The organism is Photobacterium makurazakiensis, from assembly GCF_050336715.1.
GTDB lineage: Bacteria > Pseudomonadota > Gammaproteobacteria > Enterobacterales > Vibrionaceae > Photobacterium > Photobacterium makurazakiensis.
On record NZ_JAKJSJ010000019.1, the window covers coordinates 95,053 to 115,816 of the forward strand.

The 20,764-nt window shown below is 43.4% G+C and carries 17 protein-coding genes; 9 read left to right on the plus strand and 8 right to left on the minus strand.

Translation table 11 applies throughout. From position 1 onward, the window contains the following. Positions 1 to 284: 284 nt before the first annotated feature. The 6 genes from L4D09_RS09850 to oppF all read left to right on the plus strand — a co-directional run bounded on the left by L4D09_RS09850 (position 285) and on the right by oppF (position 6,515). Positions 285 to 461 carry a hypothetical protein gene (locus tag L4D09_RS09850; RefSeq protein WP_428457333.1) on the plus strand — a complete coding sequence of 59 codons (177 nt, stop codon included), beginning with the start codon at positions 285 to 287 and terminating at the stop codon, positions 459 to 461. Between the two features lie 435 nt (positions 462 to 896). Next, positions 897 to 2,528 carry an ABC transporter substrate-binding protein gene (locus L4D09_RS09855; protein ID WP_428457334.1) on the plus strand — a complete coding sequence of 544 codons (1,632 nt, stop codon included), beginning with the start codon at positions 897 to 899 and terminating at the stop codon, positions 2,526 to 2,528. Positions 2,529 to 2,641: 113 nt separating this feature from the next. After that, the gene (gene oppB / locus L4D09_RS09860; RefSeq protein WP_428457335.1) at positions 2,642 to 3,562 is read left to right on the plus strand and encodes an oligopeptide ABC transporter permease OppB; all 921 of its coding nucleotides are present in this window, start codon (positions 2,642 to 2,644) and stop codon (positions 3,560 to 3,562) included. Positions 3,563 to 3,576: 14 nt separating this feature from the next. Further along, complete coding sequence (oppC, locus tag L4D09_RS09865; RefSeq protein ID WP_428457349.1) at positions 3,577 to 4,488, plus strand: oligopeptide ABC transporter permease OppC; 912 nt, start codon at positions 3,577 to 3,579, stop codon at positions 4,486 to 4,488. A 72-nt stretch (positions 4,489 to 4,560) separates the two neighbouring features. Further along, positions 4,561 to 5,526, plus strand: coding sequence for an ABC transporter ATP-binding protein (locus L4D09_RS09870; RefSeq protein WP_428457336.1), 966 nt, complete (start codon positions 4,561 to 4,563; stop codon positions 5,524 to 5,526). After that, positions 5,526 to 6,515 carry a murein tripeptide/oligopeptide ABC transporter ATP binding protein OppF gene (oppF, locus tag L4D09_RS09875; RefSeq protein WP_428457337.1) on the plus strand — a complete coding sequence of 330 codons (990 nt, stop codon included), beginning with the start codon at positions 5,526 to 5,528 and terminating at the stop codon, positions 6,513 to 6,515. Before L4D09_RS09870 ends, oppF begins: the two co-directional genes overlap by 1 nt. A gap of 140 nt (positions 6,516 to 6,655) precedes the next feature. Here oppF and L4D09_RS09880 read toward each other — a convergent pair whose 3' ends face one another. The 5 genes from L4D09_RS09880 to rluE form a co-directional block, all read right to left on the minus strand. After that, positions 6,656 to 7,789 (minus strand): ribosomal protein uL16 3-hydroxylase, encoded by a 1,134-nt coding sequence (locus L4D09_RS09880; protein ID WP_428457338.1) that lies wholly within the window; start codon positions 7,787 to 7,789, stop codon positions 6,656 to 6,658. A 155-nt stretch (positions 7,790 to 7,944) separates the two neighbouring features. Next, complete coding sequence (purB, locus tag L4D09_RS09885) at positions 7,945 to 9,315, minus strand: adenylosuccinate lyase (RefSeq protein WP_428457339.1); 1,371 nt, start codon at positions 9,313 to 9,315, stop codon at positions 7,945 to 7,947. 100 nt (positions 9,316 to 9,415) lie between these two features. Further along, positions 9,416 to 10,033 (minus strand): high frequency lysogenization protein HflD, encoded by a 618-nt coding sequence (gene hflD / locus L4D09_RS09890; protein WP_428457340.1) that lies wholly within the window; start codon positions 10,031 to 10,033, stop codon positions 9,416 to 9,418. Positions 10,034 to 10,047: 14 nt separating this feature from the next. Beyond that, positions 10,048 to 11,163 carry a tRNA 2-thiouridine(34) synthase MnmA gene (mnmA, locus tag L4D09_RS09895; RefSeq protein ID WP_428457341.1) on the minus strand — a complete coding sequence of 372 codons (1,116 nt, stop codon included), beginning with the start codon at positions 11,161 to 11,163 and terminating at the stop codon, positions 10,048 to 10,050. A gap of 336 nt (positions 11,164 to 11,499) precedes the next feature. After that, entirely contained in the window at positions 11,500 to 12,135 is a 636-nt protein-coding gene (gene rluE, locus L4D09_RS09900) for a 23S rRNA pseudouridine(2457) synthase RluE (RefSeq protein WP_428457342.1), read from the minus strand. Positions 12,136 to 12,277: 142 nt separating this feature from the next. Here rluE and icd point away from each other — a divergent pair, with 142 nt between their 5' ends. After that, positions 12,278 to 13,531 (plus strand): NADP-dependent isocitrate dehydrogenase, encoded by a 1,254-nt coding sequence (icd, locus tag L4D09_RS09905; RefSeq protein ID WP_428457343.1) that lies wholly within the window; start codon positions 12,278 to 12,280, stop codon positions 13,529 to 13,531. A 301-nt stretch (positions 13,532 to 13,832) separates the two neighbouring features. Here the strand turns inward: icd and cspD are convergent, their stop codons facing one another. Then, the gene (gene cspD, locus L4D09_RS09910) at positions 13,833 to 14,054 is read right to left on the minus strand and encodes a cold shock domain-containing protein CspD (RefSeq protein WP_428457344.1); all 222 of its coding nucleotides are present in this window, start codon (positions 14,052 to 14,054) and stop codon (positions 13,833 to 13,835) included. A gap of 478 nt (positions 14,055 to 14,532) precedes the next feature. Here cspD and clpS point away from each other — a divergent pair, with 478 nt between their 5' ends. Then, positions 14,533 to 14,853, plus strand: coding sequence for an ATP-dependent Clp protease adapter ClpS (clpS, locus tag L4D09_RS09915; protein ID WP_428457345.1), 321 nt, complete (start codon positions 14,533 to 14,535; stop codon positions 14,851 to 14,853). 47 nt (positions 14,854 to 14,900) lie between these two features. Beyond that, positions 14,901 to 17,165: an ATP-dependent Clp protease ATP-binding subunit ClpA gene (gene clpA / locus L4D09_RS09920; protein ID WP_428457346.1), complete on the plus strand. Its 2,265-nt coding sequence runs from the start codon at positions 14,901 to 14,903 to the stop codon at positions 17,163 to 17,165. A gap of 97 nt (positions 17,166 to 17,262) precedes the next feature. Here the strand turns inward: clpA and L4D09_RS09925 are convergent, their stop codons facing one another. Next, positions 17,263 to 18,864, minus strand: a complete 1,602-nt coding sequence (locus L4D09_RS09925) for a BCCT family transporter (protein ID WP_428457347.1) — start codon at positions 18,862 to 18,864, stop codon at positions 17,263 to 17,265. Positions 18,865 to 18,904: 40 nt separating this feature from the next. Next, complete coding sequence (locus tag L4D09_RS09930; RefSeq protein WP_428457348.1) at positions 18,905 to 20,551, minus strand: amidohydrolase; 1,647 nt, start codon at positions 20,549 to 20,551, stop codon at positions 18,905 to 18,907. Between the last annotated feature and the right edge of the window lie 213 nt (positions 20,552 to 20,764).

Below are 20,764 nucleotides of genomic sequence, written 5' to 3' on the forward strand. Positions count from 1 at the left end.
GCGTTATAAACTTGTTATAGAAATGCCTTCTTTGTGAAAAGTTCACTATGTGAAAAATCAATCTATTGAGGCTGCTTTATATTCGGTTTGGTTATTATGGCAGCGCATAACGAGCGAGAATTATATTGTTGTGCCATATTTTATATTCATGTTTCGTATGGCTGAATGAGCGGAATTATTGAAATTTTATTCAGTCTGAATAACGAAGTGAGCTAGCTGGGTTTAAAACATAGACTTTTTCTACTGCTCAAAATTGATAGTTTCGGTTAACAACGGAGGGTTCCATGAAGCATAAGCGTGTTACGAATCGTAAAATTAAACAAATGATGGATGACATTAATCACGATGGTTTGTTTGATTCGGTTGTAAATGCTGATGATAATCAGTCAATGATTGAAGGAAAACAGCAAACACCCAATGAAGTGCCACCCAATATTCAATTAGACAGTGAGAATAAATAAAAAAAGCGCCGAAAGGCGCTTTTTTTATGTATCAGAGTCATATCTTTAAACAAATGTTATTGACTGTGTGGGCTTTCGTTGTGTATTTGAGTTTTTTGTGCTGATTATTTGTTTTTTAATGAGATTAATTATTCAAAAATCAGGTTTTCATGGCGTTATTGGCCGATATTTCTTTCTTATATGAATTTTGTGACACATTGAGCTGTAACCAAACAGTCATCTAGTCACTTATTTCACATTAATCACTGTTATTAAGAATTATGTCGCTTTTTGTAATCAAAATGTGGCAACTTACTTCAATGCCTGATAATGTTTTGACCAATTCTTCGGTTTGCTTTGTGTTGCTTAGGATTAGTGATGCAAAGGTAGTTGCTTAATTATGCAGCCAACTGGAGAGCCTCAAGGACGTATTAAATGATGTATTGGAGTTAATGCATGTATAAGAATAAAATTACCCAAGCTCTTTTGCTTGGTGCTGGTATGACGGTTGCCGCTACTTCTTTTTCTACAATCGCAGCGGAAGTTCCGGAAGGTGTTAAACTTGCGGCGAAACAAGAACTAGTTCGAGGCAACGGCACTGAAGTTGAATCACTAGACCCGCAGAAAGTATCTGGCGTCCCTGAGTCGAATGTGATTCGCGATTTGCTGGAAGGCTTAGTTAACCAAGATAGCAACGGTAAGTTAGTTGGCGGCGTAGCGGAGTCTTGGGAAACCGAAGATAATCAAACTTGGGTCTTCAACCTAAGAAAAGATGCAAAATGGTCAAATGGCGATCCAGTTGTTGCTAGTGACTTTGTTTATACTTGGCAGCGTCTTGCCGATCCTAAGACTGGCTCTCCTTATGCTTCTTACCTAGAAATGACCACCATGAAAAATGCTGGTGATATCATTATGGGCAAAAAGAGCCCAGATTCTTTAGGTGTTGAAGCGGTAGATTCACATACCTTAAAAATTACACTTGATAAACCAGTCCCGTATTTCGCATCAATGACAGTGCATACTTCGATGAAGCCTGTTAATGCAAAGGTAGTAGAAGAGCTTGGTGATAAGTGGACTAGCCCAGAAAATTATGTTGGAAATGGCGCATATAAGCTAGATAACTGGGTTGTTAACGAGCGTATCGTGCTAACTCGAAATGATGCTTATTGGAACAATGCAGAATCAGTATTAAATAAAGTCACTTACCTACCAATTGAAAACCAAGTTGCGGAAATGAACCGTTTTCTTGCGGGTGAAGTGGATGTGACGTATGAAATGCCGAACGAGCACTTTAACCGTTTGGTAAAACAATACCCTGAAAATGTGAAAGTTACGCCATACCTATGTTCATATTACTATGAGTTTAATACGGCTAAAGCACCATTTAATGATGCAAATGTGCGTAAAGCTTTGTCTTATGCGATTGACCGCGATGTGATCGCCAAGTTCATTGTGGGTAAAGGTGAAACATCTGCTTATAACTTCACACCATTAGCTACGAATGGCCTTGACGTTGAAATGCCTGACTATTCAAAGCTGACTCAGAAAGAGCGTGAAGCAAAAGCAAAATCGCTATTAGCTGAAGCAGGTTATGATTCAAGTAATCCGCTTAAATTCGACTTACTGTATAACACCAGCGAAAACCATAAGAAGGTAGCGGTTGCTATTGCTTCAATGTGGCAGAAATCACTGGGTGTAACCGCAGTACTTGAAAACCAAGAATGGAAGAGCTACCTAGACAGCAAGCGTCAAGGTAACTTTGATGTTTCACGTGCCGGCTGGTGTGGTGATTATAATGAAGCATCAACTTTCTTAGCGATTATGCGTGATGGTCACTCTCAAAACTATCCAAAATATGAGAGTGAATCTTATGATGCATTATTAGATAAGGCACTTGCAGCTGCGTCAGATAGCGATCGTTCGGCGGCGTATAAAGGTGCAGAAGCACAATTATCGAAAGATATGCCAATTATGCCAATCTATCACTATGTAAATGCACGTCTCGTTAACCCGAAACTTGGTGGTTACCCAGAGAATAACCCTGAAGATAATATCTTCAGTAAAGACCTATACATCATTGCTGATTAATAAACAGCAAGATATCTAATAAACACTGCTCTCAGGAAGAGAGCAGTGTCATTTCTAGTTTTACAGCTAGCGATTTATAACTGTCACAGACGATAATTTAACGGTGGAATTTTATGATTAAATTCATCGCAAAACGGATTTTTGAAGCAATACCAACACTATTGGTATTAATTACAATTTCCTTTTTCTTGATGCGTTTCGCACCAGGTAACCCATTTACAACTGAGCGTCCTCTCCCTCCAGAAGTAATGGCAAATATCGAGGCAAAATATGGTCTCGATAAACCGGTATTTGAGCAATACACCACTTATTTAGGCAATATTGTTCAAGGCGACTTTGGCCCTTCCTTTAAATATAAAGATTTTACGGTTAACGAGTTGGTGTTTAATGCGCTACCTGTGTCAGCTAAAATTGGTTTTTTTGCTTTTATTTTTGCATTGGTGATGGGGGTAACCGTTGGCACCATTGCCGCCTTGAAACAAAATAGTTGGATAGATTATACGATAATGTCCACCGCCATGGCCGGGGTGGTGATGCCTTCTTTTATATTGGCACCAATACTCATTTATATATTCTCAATTAACTTGGGCTGGTTACCTGCCGGTGGTTGGAACGACGGGTCGATTAAGTACATGCTATTACCTATGATGGGCATGTCATTATTGTATGTTGCGACGTTTGCACGTATTACCCGTGGCAGCATGATTGAGACATTAAACAGTAATTTCATTCGTACCGCACGGGCGAAAGGGCTGAGCTATCCACATATCATCTTGAAGCATGCTTTAAAGCCCGCAATGTTGCCTGTTGTCTCTTATATGGGGCCTGCATTTGTCGGTATTATTACAGGCTCTGTTGTTATCGAAACCATTTTTGGTTTACCCGGTATCGGTAAATTGTTTGTGAATGCCGCTTTTAACCGCGACTACTCGCTGGTATTAGGTATTACCATTCTTATTGGTACGTTAACTATTATGTTCAACGCCATTGTCGATATTGTACTGGCGTACATTGATCCGAAAATTCGTTATTAAGGGGCCGAACAATGATGCTGACTAAAAAAGACAACATAGAGGCCATCGAGAAATTTTCAGAGCAATTGGATATCGAAGGCCGTAGCCTGTGGCAAGATGCGCGTATTCGCTTTATGCGTAACAAAGCGGCAATGATTAGCTTGGCTATTCTGAGCATGATCACCTTGGCTGTGATTTTTGGTCCGATGTTCAGCTCATATGCATTTGATGATACCGATTGGTACGCCTTGCATGCGGCACCAAGTCTTGGCGCGGAAGGCCATTTCTTTGGAACAGATAGCCTAGGTCGTGACTTATATACCCGAACCTTAGTTGGAGGACGAATTTCTCTAATGGTGGGGATCATGGGGGCATTCGTTGCGGTAACCATTGGTACGTTATATGGCGCAGCCTCTGGCTACATAGGTGGCCGAACGGATCGCGTTATGATGCGTTTGATTGAGATCCTCTATTCCATCCCGTTCATGTTCTTTGTGATTGTACTCGTGACATTCTTTGGCAGAAATATCATGCTGATTTTTGTGGCGATTGGGGCAATCTCGTGGCTCGACATGGCACGTATTGTACGTGGTCAAACATTGTCGCTACGTAGCAAGGAATTCATTGAAGCTGCGCATGTATCTGGCGTTAGCCAGTGGCGAATTATCACACGCCATATCGTGCCAAATGTACTGGGTATCGTTGCGGTATATTCTACTTTGCTCGTACCATCGATGATTCTAACTGAATCGTTTTTGAGTTTCCTTGGCCTTGGTGTTCAAGAGCCAATGACAAGCTGGGGGGCACTGCTTCAAGAAGGAGCTCAAACAATGGAAGTGGCCATTTGGCAACTCTTGTTCCCAGCAGCCTTTATGGTCGTGACTTTGTTCTGCTTTAACTATGTGGGTGACGGTTTACGTGACGCACTGGATCCAAAAGACAGATAAGAATAAGACAAACTTTAGTTCACTGCTCGATGGTGGCAGTGAATTAAAAGTGAATAAGTATAAGGAAGTATTATGAGCTTATTAGATGTCAAAGATCTACGCGTGGAATTTAAAACCCAAGACGGCATTGTTACCGCGGTAAATGATCTAAATTTCTCACTTGATCAAGGTGAAACCCTTGGTATTGTTGGCGAATCTGGCTCAGGTAAAAGCCAGACTGTTTTCGCTATTATGGGCCTTTTAGCCAAGAATGGCATGATTAGCGGTAGTGCTAAATTTGAAGGCCGCAATATTCTTAATTTGCCTGAAAAAGAGTTAAACAAGATACGTGCTGAGCAAATCGCGATGATTTTCCAAGATCCGATGACCTCGTTAAACCCCTACATGAAAGTTAGCGATCAGCTAATGGAAGTGCTTATGCTGCATAAAGGGATGGGAAAAGCTGAGGCATTTGAAGAAAGCGTTCGTATGCTAGATGCTGTTAAAATCCCTGAGGCACGTAAACGCATTTTGATGTATCCCCACGAGTTCTCTGGTGGTATGCGTCAACGGGTGATGATTGCTATGGCGTTATTGTGTCGCCCTAAGTTGCTGATTGCTGATGAGCCAACAACCGCACTGGATGTGACTGTGCAGGCACAAATCATGGAAATGATGAATGAGCTGAAGAGTGATTTCAATACTGCCATTATCATGATCACCCATGACCTAGGTGTTGTTGCTGGTAGCTGCGATAAAGTACTTGTGATGTATGCTGGCCGAACCATGGAGTACGGTAAGATCAACGAGATCTTCTATCAGCCCTCTCACCCGTATACTGAAGGCTTATTGAAAGCGATCCCGCGTTTAGATACCGAAGGCGAGGAGTTACCGACGATCCCTGGTAATCCTCCTAACTTGCTAAGCTTACCTGTTGGCTGCCCTTACCAAGAACGTTGTCACCGAGTTTCTAGCCGTTGCCACCAAGAGGCACCAGAGCTAAAAGCATTTAGCGAAGGGCGTTTACGTGCGTGTTTTTCTGATATGGGGACGTGGTAATGGAAGCACAAAAAAATCTACTGCTGGATATTCAAGATCTGAAAGTGCATTTCAACATTGCACAAAAGTCGGCTTGGCCTTGGACAAAACCGTTAACACTAAAAGCTGTTGATGGTGTAGGTATTCGCCTTTACGAGGGGGAAACGCTCGGTGTCGTTGGCGAATCAGGCTGTGGTAAATCTACGTTTGCTCGTGCTGTTATTGGTTTGGTCGAAGCGACAGAAGGTAGCGTTGTTTGGCTAGGGCAAGATCTCACCAAGCTTGATCACAAATCAATGCGTGAAAAGCGTAAAGATATTCAGATGATCTTCCAAGATCCATTAGCCTCGTTGAACCCACGTATGACGGTAGGCGAAATCATTGCTGAGCCCCTAAAAGCCTATTTTCCTCAATTATCGAAAGAGGATGTGAAAGCGCAAGTAAGAGCGATGATGACAAAGGTTGGCTTATTGCCAAATGTGATTAATCGCTACCCGCATGAGTTCTCTGGTGGGCAGTGTCAGCGGATCGGTATTGCTCGTGCATTGATCTTAAAACCGAAAATGATTATTTGTGACGAGCCTGTGTCGGCATTGGATGTGTCTATTCAGGCGCAGGTTGTCAATTTACTTAAATCACTACAAAAAGAGATGGGCTTAAGTCTTATCTTTATCGCGCACGATCTATCAGTGGTGAAGCATATATCAGACCGAGTGTTGGTTATGTACTTGGGCAATGCCGTTGAGATGGGGGAGTCAGATGCGCTCTTTAGCGAGCCGAAACACCCTTATACCAAAGCGCTGATGTCTGCAGTGCCTATTCCAGATCCTGATTTAGAGCGCAATAAACATATCGAGCTTCTTGAAGGTGAACTGCCATCACCGATGAGTCCGCCGTCAGGTTGTGTGTTTAGGACGCGATGCCCAGTGGCTACGGCATCTTGCGCGGAGAAAAAACCACAGCTTGAAGGGAATGATATTCACGCTGTCTCTTGCTTGAATGTCCATTGATTTAAGCCTGTGACAGGCTTTAAGCGCGGGGTAGAATCCGCGCTTTTTTTATCTCAACCTGATGAAATTATTGTTATGTAACGTAAAAACACCGAGCCATGGCTCGGTGTTTTGTTTTTAGCGTTTGAGCTGGTGGCTGTTTAGTCGACAGGGTACCAGTAGCCGTGATTGACCAGCTGAGTTAGAAGGGCAACAAAAGCAGGGTGATCGAGCAACTGACCTAACATCTCTTGAGTGATGCTTTCTTCGTCACACAGATAAGTGGCTACTTTGCCACACTCTTCGGGCAGCTCATACCTATCACCATTGATATACAATACATGAGGCTGTTCAGGGAAATAGAATGCACGAAGGCCACCCAGACGTTTCATCACCTCACCACTTTCTAAAAACTGGTAGGTTTCAGCATTTTGCCACGGTGGTTCTGCCGAGATAATATCAAGTTCATGGCGGCTATTACTGAGGTGCTCTCCCATCCACTGCTTCATCATTTGAGGATGATCAAGCAAGCTGCGCATCATGGCCTCTAAGTCTTGTGCTTCACTTTCTAAGATAGCACCAGGCGTCTTACGAGCTGGTAGAGTGGGGTTGTGATAATGCACATCACCAACTTCATTGGCGATGACAAAGTCAGCAAAACTACTGAGAAGCTCTTGCTTCTTCGGTGAGCGGAAGCCAACAGAAAAGCTCATTGATGTATCAATGGCATAGCCATCATGCGGAAAGCCTGGTGGAATATAAAGAATATCGCCAGGTTCGAGAATATCATCAAGGATTGGTTCAAAGCTTTTTATTTGACGTAATCCAGAGTGGCCAAATTCTTCTTCATAATCATCTTTTTTTGGACCAACTCGCCAGTGGCGTTTACCTGAGCCTTGAATAATAAAGACATCATATTGGTCAATGTGTGCCCCGACACCACCGCCAGGTGTGGAATAGCTGATCATTAAGTCATCGAATAACCAATTGGGTAATTGTCGGAAAGGGGTGATCAAACTTGCGGCACCTTCATGCCAGTGGTTAGCCGCCTGAACAATGAATGACCAATTGTCTTCTGGCACATTATCGAAAGTTAATGGCCCATGGCGAACATCCCATTCATTACCATTTTTTGCAATGTAACGGGAGTCGACTTCTTCTTCCATCGCAAGCCCTGCAAGTTCATCTGCACTGATAGGATCGACAAAGTTTTTAAAACCACCTTTAATAATGGTCGGTTTTTTTTGCCAGAATTCAGCAAGGAATTCATCGAATGAGAAGCTGAGTTGATACATACTATTGGCTTTTTTAGCTGACTATTATTGCGGATTATACTCTTTATTTGGCTAATACCAATCGGCAGTGACGGAGGGAGGCGTATGAGGAGGGGAAAACAAAAAAAAGGCCAGCAAATGCTGGCCTTAAAATTGAATCGTGGGCTATCCCGCGATTACAGCTTATCAGTTAGCTTAATAGCATCACCGATGTAGTTTGCTGGTGTCATTTCTTTTAGACGTACTTTCTCGTGCTCAGGAAGCTCAAGACCGTCAATGAATGCGCGCATGCCTTCACCATCAACACGCTTACCACGAGTTAGCTCTTTTAGCTTCTCGTATGGCTTCTCGATACCGTAACGGCGCATAACAGTTTGTACTGGTTCAGCTAATACTTCCCAGTTACGATCTAGTTCTGCTTCAAGTGCTGCTTGGTTAACTTCTAGCTTGCTAATACCTTTTAGGGTTGAAGTGTATGCAATGATTGCATAGCCCACACCAACACCTAGGTTACGAAGAACCGTTGAATCTGTTAGATCACGCTGCCAGCGAGAAACAGGCAGTTTCTGAGCTAGGTGGTTGAACATAGCATTCGCTAAACCAAGGTTGCCTTCAGAGTTTTCGAAGTCAATTGGGTTAACTTTGTGTGGCATCGTTGAAGAGCCAATTTCACCTGCAATCGTCTTCTGCTTGAAGTGACCTAGTGCAATGTAGCCCCAAACGTCACGGTCGAAGTCTAGAAGGATCGTATTGAAACGAGCAATTGCATCAAAAAGCTCTGCAATGTAATCGTGCGGTTCAATTTGAGTTGTGTACGGGTTCCAAGTAACGCCAAGAGATTCAGTAATGAACTCTTCGCTGAACTGGTGCCAGTCAACTTCTGGGTAAGCAGAGATGTGTGCGTTGTAGTTACCTACAGCACCGTTGATTTTCGCTAGAATTTCAACGCTTTCGATTTGCTTGAATTGACGCTCCATGCGGTATGCAACGTTTGCCATTTCTTTACCCATCGTTGATGGAGAAGCTGGCTGACCATGGGTACGAGAAAGAAGCGGTACTTCACGGTACTCATTTGCAAGACCTTTAATCGCATCGATAACGTTGCGAATTTCAGGCAAGATCACAGTTTCACGGGCTTCGTGAAGCATTAACGCGTGAGACGTGTTGTTGATATCTTCAGATGTACATGCAAAGTGAATGAATTCATTTACTGCGTGTAATTCTGGTACTTCAGCTACTTTTTCTTTCAGGAAGTATTCAACAGCCTTCACATCATGGTTTGTTGTGCGCTCAATTGTTTTGATACGTAGCGCATCTTCTTCGCTAAATTCTGCGGCAACACGATTTAGGAAAGCGTTAGCTTCATCGCTGAATGCAGGAACTTCCACGATAGCATCAGTAGCGGCTAGTTTTTGTAGCCAGCGGATTTCAACAATAGTGCGGTACTTAAGCAGACCAAATTCACTGAAAATGCTGCGCAGTGCAATTGTTTTACTTCCGTAGCGGCCGTCTACCGGGGAAACAGCAGTCAATGCTGACAGTTCCATGTTGATCTCTCCTGATTAGTGAGGTTAAAACGATGTATTACAGTCTTTCGCAAAGGCAAAAGACAAAATAAATGCTGGAACACAGCCCAGCAGTAAATAATTAGCAGCGGGCGAGCAATATCTTGGCTTGCTCAACCATTTGCTTGCGTCCAAAGATAAGATGGCGGCGTTTGCCACCGACTTGACGCCAAAGTACAGCCGCACGAATAGCTGACAGTAACAATGCACGTACTTTATGTTGTACAGCTTGCTGCTGAAGGTGCGCAGGCGTACCTGTTACCTGAATACGAGGGCCTAATGGGCTGATAACATCAAGGTAAATACTGGCCAAATTACTGACCATTTGATCTTCTAGAAGCTCAAAGTGGTCGATTTGGCGTTTAGCGGTATCAATTCGATCACCAAGTTGAGACATGCTGTCACGGCGACTGGCAAGCTTTCGCTCAAGTGCCATCACACTGACCAAGTAGCGTGTCATTTCATTACCTGATGGGGTGTTATCAATTTCAGCGGATAACGCTTCTAGGCCCATACGTAGGTTAGCTTCATTACCATAGATTTCGATGGTATTTGATGGCTCAGTGATCACAATACTGTTTAGGCTGGCAGCCAAAATATCTTGGTCACAATGACCATCTCGAGCAATTTTCTGAACAAGTTTTACCGCTTGGCAAATCCCAGCAAAAGCAATGGTACGGTCATATACAGTGTGTGCCATGTGCGTTAACTCCCTTAGATACGCTTCTCGATAATACCGCCGCCCAAACAGACTTCGCCGCTATAAAAAACAGCTGACTGGCCTGGTGTTACCGCAATTTGTGGCTCATCAAAGATCACTTTGATGTTTTCATCATCAATTGGGATGATAGTGCAAGAAATGTCTTGTTGGCGGTAACGTGTTTTTACGGTACATGATAGTGGTTCACGGATTGGTTGACGGTCTACCCAGTGCAACTGGCCAGCAATCAAACCATCAGATTTAAGGCGAGGGTGGTCTTTACCTTGGCCCACAATTAGAACATTACGCTTCACATCTTTATCAACAACGTACCATGCATCTTCGTTACCGCCGCCACCTTTCTGGCCGCCAATATGCAAACCTTTACGCTGACCAAGCGTGTGGTACATTAGCCCTTGGTGCTCACCAATGACTTGACCTTCGTCAGCAGTTTCAATCTTGCCTGGTTGAGCAGGTAGATATTTACCTAGGAATTCAGTGAATTTACGTTCACCAATGAAGCAAATACCCGTTGAATCTTTTTTCTTCGCAGTGATCAAGTCTTGCTCTTCAGCAATACGGCGTACTTCTGGCTTCTCTAGCTCACCCACTGGGAAAAGGCTGCGAGCAATTTGCTCGTGGCTTAGGGTATAAAGGAAGTAGCTCTGATCTTTGTTGTTATCAACACCGCGTAGCATCTGTGGCTTGTCGCCTTCAGCACTTGGGAAACTGCGACGTGTATAGTGACCCATCGCAATGTAGTCCGCTTCAAGTACTTCGTCAGCAAACTCCAAAAACGCTTTGAATTTGATTTCTTTATTACAAAGAATGTCAGGGTTTGGTGTACGTCCTGCTTTGTATTCAGCTAAGAAATACTCGAAGACGTTATCCCAGTATTCCGCTGCAAAATTAATGGTGTGCAGGTGAATACCCAATTTGTCACATACAGCTTGTGCGTCAGCGAGATCTTCTGCGGCAGAACAATACTCTTCGTTATCGTCCTCTTCCCAGTTCTTCATGAACAGGCCTTCAACTTGGTAGCCCTGTTGAAGTAGCAAGTAAGCGGATACAGAGGAATCAACGCCGCCGGACATGCCGACTATGACTTTTTTCTGGCTGTTATCTGACATATTTCTCTTCAGTCGTTAATAGTGTTAAGGGCGTAATTCTAACAGAAAGCTTTTTCGCGAAACAGAGCGAGAGCCTAATCACACTTTATTAATTTGCCTATCTTCAGTTCAGAGCAAACTTTCTTATCTAGAAAGTACTCAAAACAGATTCAATGGCCGACTTTAAAAATGACGCAAACGTTTGCTTTGTGGCGGCAATGATAGATTAGCCAGATAGAAATGTGTAGCTATTTTCAATTTTTTGACGAAAAAAGTTACCGATTAGATAGAAAGACTACCTGTATTGAGAAAGCGCTGCCTAATAAGCAAAATTAGGCAGCGACTCAATGGCAAAATTTAGCCTAGTGTGACTTCTTGCCATTCACCAGGGGCTAAATCTTTCACTGTCCATTCAGCCATCTTGTAGCGTATTAAGCGCAGCGTCGGATAGCCAATATGCGCAGTCATTCGTCGAACCTGACGGTTACGACCTTCTTGTAATGTGATCGCGATCCAAGTGGTTGGGATGTTTTTCCGTTCACGGATCGGCGGGTTACGCGGCCAAATCTCAGGGCTGTCAATTCGTTCAATGCCGGCTGGTAAAGTCGGCCCGTCTTTGAGAGTAACGCCTGAGCGTAGTTTCTCTAAATCTTCATCACTCGGGGCACCTTCAACCTGAACCCAATATACTTTTGGCTGCTTGGATTTCGGCTGAGTCAGTTGGGCTTGGAGCACACCGTCGTTAGTTAGTACTAACAGCCCTTCGCTGTCTTTATCTAATCGTCCTGCTGGGTATACGTCTTTTACAGGGATAAAATCTGACAGGGTTTTATCGCCTGGTTCCCCTGTAAATTGGGTAAGAACGTTAAAAGGTTTGTTAAATATTATGATCTTCTGCGGTCCGCGTGGCCGCTTTGGTTTATTTAATTTTCTTGAAGGTCGGCGCTCATTATTAGAACGTTTTTGTTGACGCGGCGAGGTATTTGGCTTCATAAATAGCGTGTTGTACTAGGAAGTAGTAAATCGACATGCCCATTATACTCGAAAAATCACATGAGTGGCGTATCGATAATTTTTCAAGTATGATTTGCGCGCATCTTACAAAAAGATAACAAATGGACGCTAGGAGATTTAAATGGATAGTAAAGTAGTTGTACCAGCTGAAGGTCAGAAAATCACTCTGGATTCTGAAGGTAAACTGGTCGTTCCTAACAACCCGGTCATCCCTTATATTGAAGGTGATGGTATTGGTGTTGATGTAAGCCCTGCAATGATCAAAGTTGTTGATGCTGCAGTAAACAAAGCCTACGCTGGCGATCGTAAAATTGAGTGGATGGAAATCTTTACTGGTGAGAAATCAACTCAGGTTTATGGTGAAGATGCTTGGCTACCGCAAGAAACGCTTGATTTCATTCGTGAATATAAAGTGGCTATTAAAGGTCCACTAACCACGCCAGTTGGCGGCGGTATTCGCTCGCTAAACGTTGCTCTACGTCAAGAGCTTGACCTTTATATCTGTGTTCGCCCTGTACGTTATTTTGACGGCGTGCCAAGCCCACTGAAGCAGCCTGAGCTAACCGATATGGTTATCTACCGTGAAAACTCGGAAGATATCTATGCGGGTGTTGAATTCAAAGCTGGCACAGAAGAGTCTGATAAGGTTATCAAATTCCTTCAAGAAGAAATGGGCGCAACGAAGATCCGCTTCACACAGCAGTGTGGTATCGGTATCAAGCCAATTTCTGAAGAAGGTACAAAACGTCTTATTCGTGCTTCGTTACAATACACCATTGATAACGACCGTGACTCACTGACGTTGGTTCACAAAGGTAACATCATGAAGTTCACCGAAGGTGCCTTCAAAGATTGGGGTTACGAAGTAGCAGCAGAAGAATTTGGTGCAGAGCTTCTTGATGGCGGTCCTTGGATGACATTCAAAAATCCAAAGACAGGCAAAGAAATCGTGGTTAAAGATAGCATCGCAGATGCATTCTTACAGCAGATTCTACTTCGTCCTGCTGAGTACGATGTTATTGCTACGATGAACCTGAACGGTGACTATGTTTCTGATGCATTGGCTGCTCAAGTTGGTGGTATTGGTATCGCACCGGGTGCAAATATTGGTGATGGTGTTGCGCTATTTGAAGCGACTCACGGTACAGCACCAAAATATGCTGGTCAGGATAAAGTAAACCCTGGTTCGTTGATTCTTTCTGCAGAAATGATGCTACGCCACCTAGGTTGGGTAGAAGCGGCAGATCTAATCATCAGCTCAATGGAATCGGCGATTAGCAATAAAACTGTTACTTATGACTTTGAGCGCCAGATGGAAGGTGCAACATTGCGTAAGTGTTCAGAGTTTGCTGACGACATGATTGAACAAATGTAATTTAAGTTACATTTAGCATGCCAAAGCCCGGTGATAACGCCGGGTTTTTTTATGTCTGCAGATCAAGCACGATGACTTACGATACACATTAATCTTTTATTATTAATATCTGATCGTGACTATGTTAATAAAATTGTTAATAGGTGGGCGCGGGAGGCTGGTGGCTTTATGCATTTATTATTCAGTCAATGCGGAAGGTTACCAGTAAGGTAAACAATAAAAAAATGCTAGGTGTGGAGTGTGCTGGATTACAGAAAAGGCGAGCACAGACTCGCCTAGAAAATGCAGGTTGAAACGGGCGTTATTTTGTTAATTCACCCTCAACAGGCACTATCTCTTTGGCATGGAAACCCTTCGGACCTGTCTCTATCGTGTAATTAACCTGTTGGCCCGCTTTAAGTGTACGGTATCCATCCATTTGGATAGTTGAATAGTGTGCAAAAATATCGCCTTCACCAGTCTCTGGGCAAATGAACCCGAACCCTTTTGCATTATTGAACCATTTAACTGTACCTGTTGCCATGCTTACATCCTTCTTTGCATTCAAGTTCCATTTTGCATTAGCTTGCTATCTCTTTGTAACATGACTTGCATACTAATGCTAATTTGATGCAGTTAATATCTACTACAGGTTACACTTTAGTAAAAATAAATGGACAGTCAAGTGTGTGCGTTAACATCTTCGCAAAAACATTGATGGCAAAATAATCTTCTAAAGAGGAATAATCGTTAACGGATGTCTGATATCTGTAGATATCAGGCATTATGTGCAATTATTTGCAACATCTATCGCAAATGGACATTTTGTCAGCAGATACATCTTCTATCAGTCGGTATTGTCGGCTTAGTCATAGTCATCTCAGATTTGCTGGAATACAATGTGTGCATTAGTCTGAATATATAGGTAGGGAAATTGCGGTCGATTTACCATTTCTTTATAGCTGAATGTTAAGTTATTGTTTATTGGTGGACTATTCCTATCGTACTGGTAAGTTAAGGTTATGAGCAAGTTATATGAATGGATTATCCCAGACTCCGACGTCTTGGAAGAAGAGGATATCCAGGTTAAACCACCATCGATGTACAAAGTAATTTTAAATAATGATGATTACACTCCGATGGATTTTGTGATAGAAGTGTTACAGAAGTTCTTCTCCATGGATCTGGAGAAATCAACACAGTTGATGCTTGCTGTGCATTATGAGGGTAAAGCGGTTTGTGGAACCTTCACCGCTGAAGTCGCCGAAACAAAGGTGGCTCAAGTGATGATGTATGCAAGGGAGCATGAACATCCGCTACTGTGTACTAAGGAAAAAGCTTAGGTTTTTTCCGGCACGCCATTTTGAGTGGTATTTAGGGGAGGTGCCTTATGCTAAATAAAGAACTTGAAGCTAGCTTGAACGGTGCATTTGCACGTGCAAGAGAGAAGCGTCATGAGTTTATGACAGTAGAACATCTACTGTTAGCGCTATTAGAAAATGCAGCCGCTCAAGAGGCTCTGTTAGCTTGTCGAGCTGATTTAGATACGCTGCGTAAAGAATTAGACTCATTTATTGAACAAACTACGCCATTGATTCCTGTTGATGACGAGAGCAGAGAAACTCAGCCTACACTTAGTTTTCAGCGTGTATTGCAGCGTGCTGTATTCCATGTTCAATCATCTGGCCGCAGTGAAGTCACTGGCGCTAATGTGCTCGTCGCGATTTTTAGTGAACAAGAGTCGCATGCTGCATACCTGCTAAAGAAAAGTGATATTAGTCGCCTTGATGTGGTTAACTTTATTTCTCACGGTACAGTTAAAGACAGCGATAATGATGACCTGAACAGCTCAGATGTCGGTGGTGAAGATCCTCGTGCTGAGCAAAATTCAGAAGACCGCCTAGAAAACTTTGCCACGAACCTTAATCAATTGGCTCGTGCTGGTGGTGTTGATCCGTTAATTGGTCGAGATTCAGAGCTTGAACGTACCGTTCAGGTGCTATGTCGTCGCCGTAAGAACAACCCATTGTTGGTGGGTGAAGCTGGTGTGGGTAAAACAGCCATAGCGGAAGGCCTTGCTTGGCGAATTGTTGAAGGTCAAGTGCCTGATATCATCAAAGATTGTGTTATTTATTCGCTTGATATCGGTTCCTTACTGGCGGGCACTAAGTATCGTGGTGATTTCGAAAAACGTTTCAAAGGTATTTTGAAGCAGCTTGAGAAAGAAGATCATGCGGTACTGTTTATTGATGAGATCCACACTATTATTGGTGCGGGTGCTGCCTCTGGCGGCCAAGTTGATGCGGCGAATCTAATCAAACCTCTACTAAGTAGCGGTAAGCTGCGTTGCATGGGATCTACCACTTATCAAGAATATAGCAACATTTTTGAGAAAGAGCGTGCCTTGTCTCGCCGCTTCCAAAAAATTGATGTGATAGAGCCATCGCTAGATGATACGACTAAAATTCTGATGGGCTTGAAGCCAAAGTATGAAGCACACCATGAAGTCCGTTTTACCAACAAAGCGATTCGTGCTGCGGTAGAGCTTTCTGCGAAATACATCAATGAACGCCATCTTCCGGATAAAGCGATTGATGTGATTGATGAAGCGGGTGCGCGTTGTCGCCTAGCACCTGCTAGTCGACGCAAAAAAACAGTTAATGTGAGTGACATTGAAGCCATGATTGCCAAAATGGCACGCATTCCAGAGAAATCAGTTTCTTCAAGTGATCGCGACGTACTGCAAAAGCTTGATAGTAAATTGAAGATGCTGGTGTTTGGTCAAGACCCTGCGATTGATGTACTTACTGAAGCGATCAAACTAAGCCGTGCTGGTTTAGGTGCTGACAACAAGCCTGTGGGTTCATTCTTGTTTGCAGGCCCGACTGGGGTGGGTAAAACAGAAGTTACCGTTCAACTTGCACGTACTTTAGGTATCGAATTACTACGTTTTGATATGTCTGAGTACATGGAGCGTCACACGGTGAGCCGTTTGATTGGTGCACCTCCAGGTTATGTTGGTTATGATCAAGGTGGCTTGTTAACGGATGCTGTTATCAAACAACCGCACTCTGTTGTGCTGCTTGATGAAATTGAAAAAGCACATCCAGATGTATTTAACTTACTACTACAAATCATGGATAACGGTACGTTAACGGATAATAACGGCCGTAAAGCGGACTTCCGTAATGTGATTTTTGTGATGACAACGAATGCGGGCGTAACAGAAACGGTACGTAAATCGATTGGCTTGATCCAACAAGATCACAGTCACGATGCAATGTCGGAAATCAAGCGTGTGTTTACACCGGAGTTCCGTAACCGTTTAGATAACATCATTTGGTTTAACCATCTTGAGAAAGATGTTATCACGCAAGTGGTTGATAAATTCATTGTTGAACTCCAAGCGCAGCTTGATGCGCGTGGTGTATCAATGGAAGTATCATCGAAGGCTCGTGAATGGTTATCTGATAAAGGTTATGACAAAGCGATGGGTGCACGCCCGATGGCACGTGTTATTCAGGAAGATCTGAAAAAACCAATGGCGAATGAGCTGTTGTTTGGTTGCTTAGTGAATGGTGGCTCTGTGCGTGTTGACATTGTTAACAACGAACTTGAGTTTCAATTCAGCAGTGAGTTAGAGCCCGCGCATTAACCGGCGTGAGTTGAAGTAATTAAAAAGCCGCACTATGAAAATTCATAATGCGGCTTTTTTACGTTTTATCATTACTTGTTTCAGGTTAGGACGCTATTTAAGTACTTGACGGTTTCTGCAGGCTCTCTGAGGCCTGAGTTGGCTGGTGGGTTGGTTTGTTGATGTGGCCAAAGTCTTTAGCGTATTCTTTCTTAAGCAAGCGTATTAGCGACCAAACCATAAAACCGATCACGATGGCAAACGGGCTACCGGCAACAATGGAGGCGGTTTGTACCGCTTGTAAACCACCACTGAGTAACAAGACTATCGCGAGAAGCCCTGTTAATAAGCCCCAAGTCAGTTTCATTCCAACTGCTGGCTCGTAAGAGCCTTTCGACATTTGCATTGCGACGAAGAAGCAAGCGGAATCGGCTGACGTCACAATGAAAATAACCATGCTGGTAAATACAACGATGCTGAGCAGTTTACTGATAGGGAATGTCTCCAGCAGGACGTAGATGCCTGAGCCTAGATTATTTTGTACTGCTTCAAATATTTTTACTTCACCCGCAACTTCAACCCCTATCGCGGAACCACCTAGAACAGCAAACCATAGCATAGAACAGATAGCAGGAATGATGACGGCAAAGATAATGAACTCTTTTAACGTTCTTCCGCGTGATATACGGGCAACAAACCCTCCAACAAATGGAGACCAAGAGATGACGACAAGCCAATAGAAAATTGTCCACCAGTTAATCCAGCCAGTTTTCTGTAGAGGATCGGCCCAGAAGCTCATTGGTAAAATATTTCCGAGGTAGTTACCAAAGCCAGTGACAAAGTGACGCAGCAAGGTATTTGTATCGCCTGCGAATAAAATGAATAAACCGAAACAAATGATGATTATGACATTGGCTGTGCTGAGAAACGCGACCCCTCGCTTAAGGCCTGAAATAGCAGAGAGACTATAAAGAAGAGCGAGTGCGACAATAATTCCAACTTTGCCCAGACTGCCCGTTTCAATATTAAATATGTGGCTAAAGCCGTAATCTATCGAAATGACACCTAGCCCCAGTACTGTTGCAATACCACCTATAGTGGCAACAGCACCAATAAGATCAACCAAGCGAGCCCAGCCGCTGCTATGTGTTTTTTCACCTAGTAACCCATAAAGTGCAATACCTATATTCATCGGCTTACCGTAGCGAAATGCAGGGAATGCAATGCACAGCCCAACTAAACAATATGCAGTCCAGGTATGTAGCCCCCAGTGAAGGAAGGTAATTTGTAATGCAACTGGAATCGCAGCTTCTGTACCGGGTGCAGCCATGTAAGGTGTTTGCATATAGTGGTTTAGTGGCTCTGCGACCCCCCAAAGTAAGAAGCCAACACCAATGCCACAGCTAAACAGCATAGATACCCAGGTGAAGGTAGAAAATTCTGGTGAGTCATCAGGCTTGCCCAGCTTCAATGACCCATATCGACTAAATCCTATCCATAATCCAGCTAAAACATAAAGAGCAAGAGCGAGAATGTAAAACCAGCCGAACTTCTGGCTAAGGAATGTTTGTGCTTGACTGGCATAGTCTTTAAGAACATCAGGGTTAAAAGCACCGAGGAGTACGATTAGAGCCGTAACAATGGTTGTCGACCAAAATAAGGGCTTGTCGTAGTCACCTAAAAAGCTATCTTTTTTCAATGATTCGGGTTTAAGCATCATGTTTCTCCATTTCATGAGAGTTGATGTTGCAAGTTTGCAGTTATTTCTGGTACACAATTTCCCCATCTGATAGCGTCATGAAAACGGTTTGGTGGACAATATCCTCGTTAGAAATAGAGAGCAGATCTCCATCGACAATAACTAAATCAGCCAGTTTGCCAACTTCGAGTGAGCCTTTATGTTTTTCTTGATAAACTGAGTAAGCGGCATTCCATGTATAAGAGCGGATCGCTTCCAGAATACTGATTTGCTGTGCTTCGCCAATGACTGTGCCTGATAAGCTCTTTCTGCAAAGAGCGGCACTTATTGTGTCGAAAGGCTTATAAGACTGCACGAAGGCATCGGTACTGATGACTGCTGGGACCCCATCATCAAGCATATCTCTCAGTGGACAGAAACGAGAGGAGCGAGATTCACCATAAATTTGTATTAGGTCGTCACCAGTCTCATGAATTTGTCCCGGTTGGGTTATGGGGATCACTCCTAGGTGTTTGATTCTTGCAACCTGCTCACGTGTTGGACCATGGCAGTGTTCTATACGGTGTCGGGTGTCGGTTCTTGGATATCGTCGATGAGCTTCTTCGATAGCATCGAGCACGATATCCATCGCCATATCCCCCTGAGTGTGTACACCAAACTGCATACCTCGGCGATGGGTATCGATTAAAGCTTCTTGGAAAGCGGCGATATCAGGCCAATAGGTGTACCCTCTGCCTGCACTCTTGTTACATTTGCAACCGTGATCCCCCTGAGGCTCATTTGGGTAGAACAGTGCCGTTCCGCCAATTAAAGCACCGTCACAGTAGTATTTCATTGGTCCAATAGAAAGCAGATCATTGCCTATATGATCAGTGATGCCGAGTTCATTGATGGCATCTTGGTGATTGGAAAGGTACATACAGGTTGTCTTGATCGTGAGTTTTCCTTGTTTACGGGCTTCCATGTATCCAGGCATTTCACGAGTGGTGACTTGGGGGTCGACAATAGAGGTGATGCCAACTTTTAGGTAGGCCTTACAGGCGCGGTCAATGTCATCAACCAGTTCACCTAGTGGAAGATCGTAACCAATATCTGGCCCATGGTGGCCAACATCCACGCTTGTTGGAATAACAAGTTGCTGGGCACTATCGTATGCATAACCGGTGATAACATCATCATCGTTGCGCACAAACATGCCACCATCAGGATCAGCAACAGTATCGTCGATACCGGCTAACTTGAGGGCAAGGCTATTGACCAAAACATTGTGTCCGCTGACATGCACGATACAAACCGGGTTATCCGGTGAAATATCATCCAGATCCCAGCGAGTAGGTATTCGACCGTCAGGGAATTTCTCATAGTTCATCCCCCAGCCACGGATCCATTGACCGGGAGAGCAGTTTTCAGCGGCATGGCCGATAGCATCACGAAGATCTGCGATCGACGATACCGCTGGATAACCAAAGTCCACCGTTGCAAATGCGGCTCCTTGGTGGGTCAGGTGGTTGTGTGCATCAATGAAGCCTGGCAGCAGTGTCCTGCCTTCTAAGTCGATAACCTGATGTTGATAGGTACAGGCTGCAAGAATATCGGCTGTTGAACCAACGGCTGTAATGACTTTTCCGTTAATTAGTATGGCTTCACATATTTGGTCGGTAGCATTTACGGTGATGACTTTCCCGTTGATGAATGCATAGTTTGACATGTTTTATTAATTCCTTTTATGAAGGTATTCTGTTGTTGTGTTTTGTTATCAAAATGTATGTATTCTTTATTTTGATGAATTTTATATCACTTTTTATTTATTTATTTTGCTATTTTTAATGCGTGTTGAGCTGACATTTAGTTGAGTCTAGTTGAGGGGAACAACTAGAAAAATGATAAATTTCAGAAGGTAACTATATAAATAGTTGAAGTG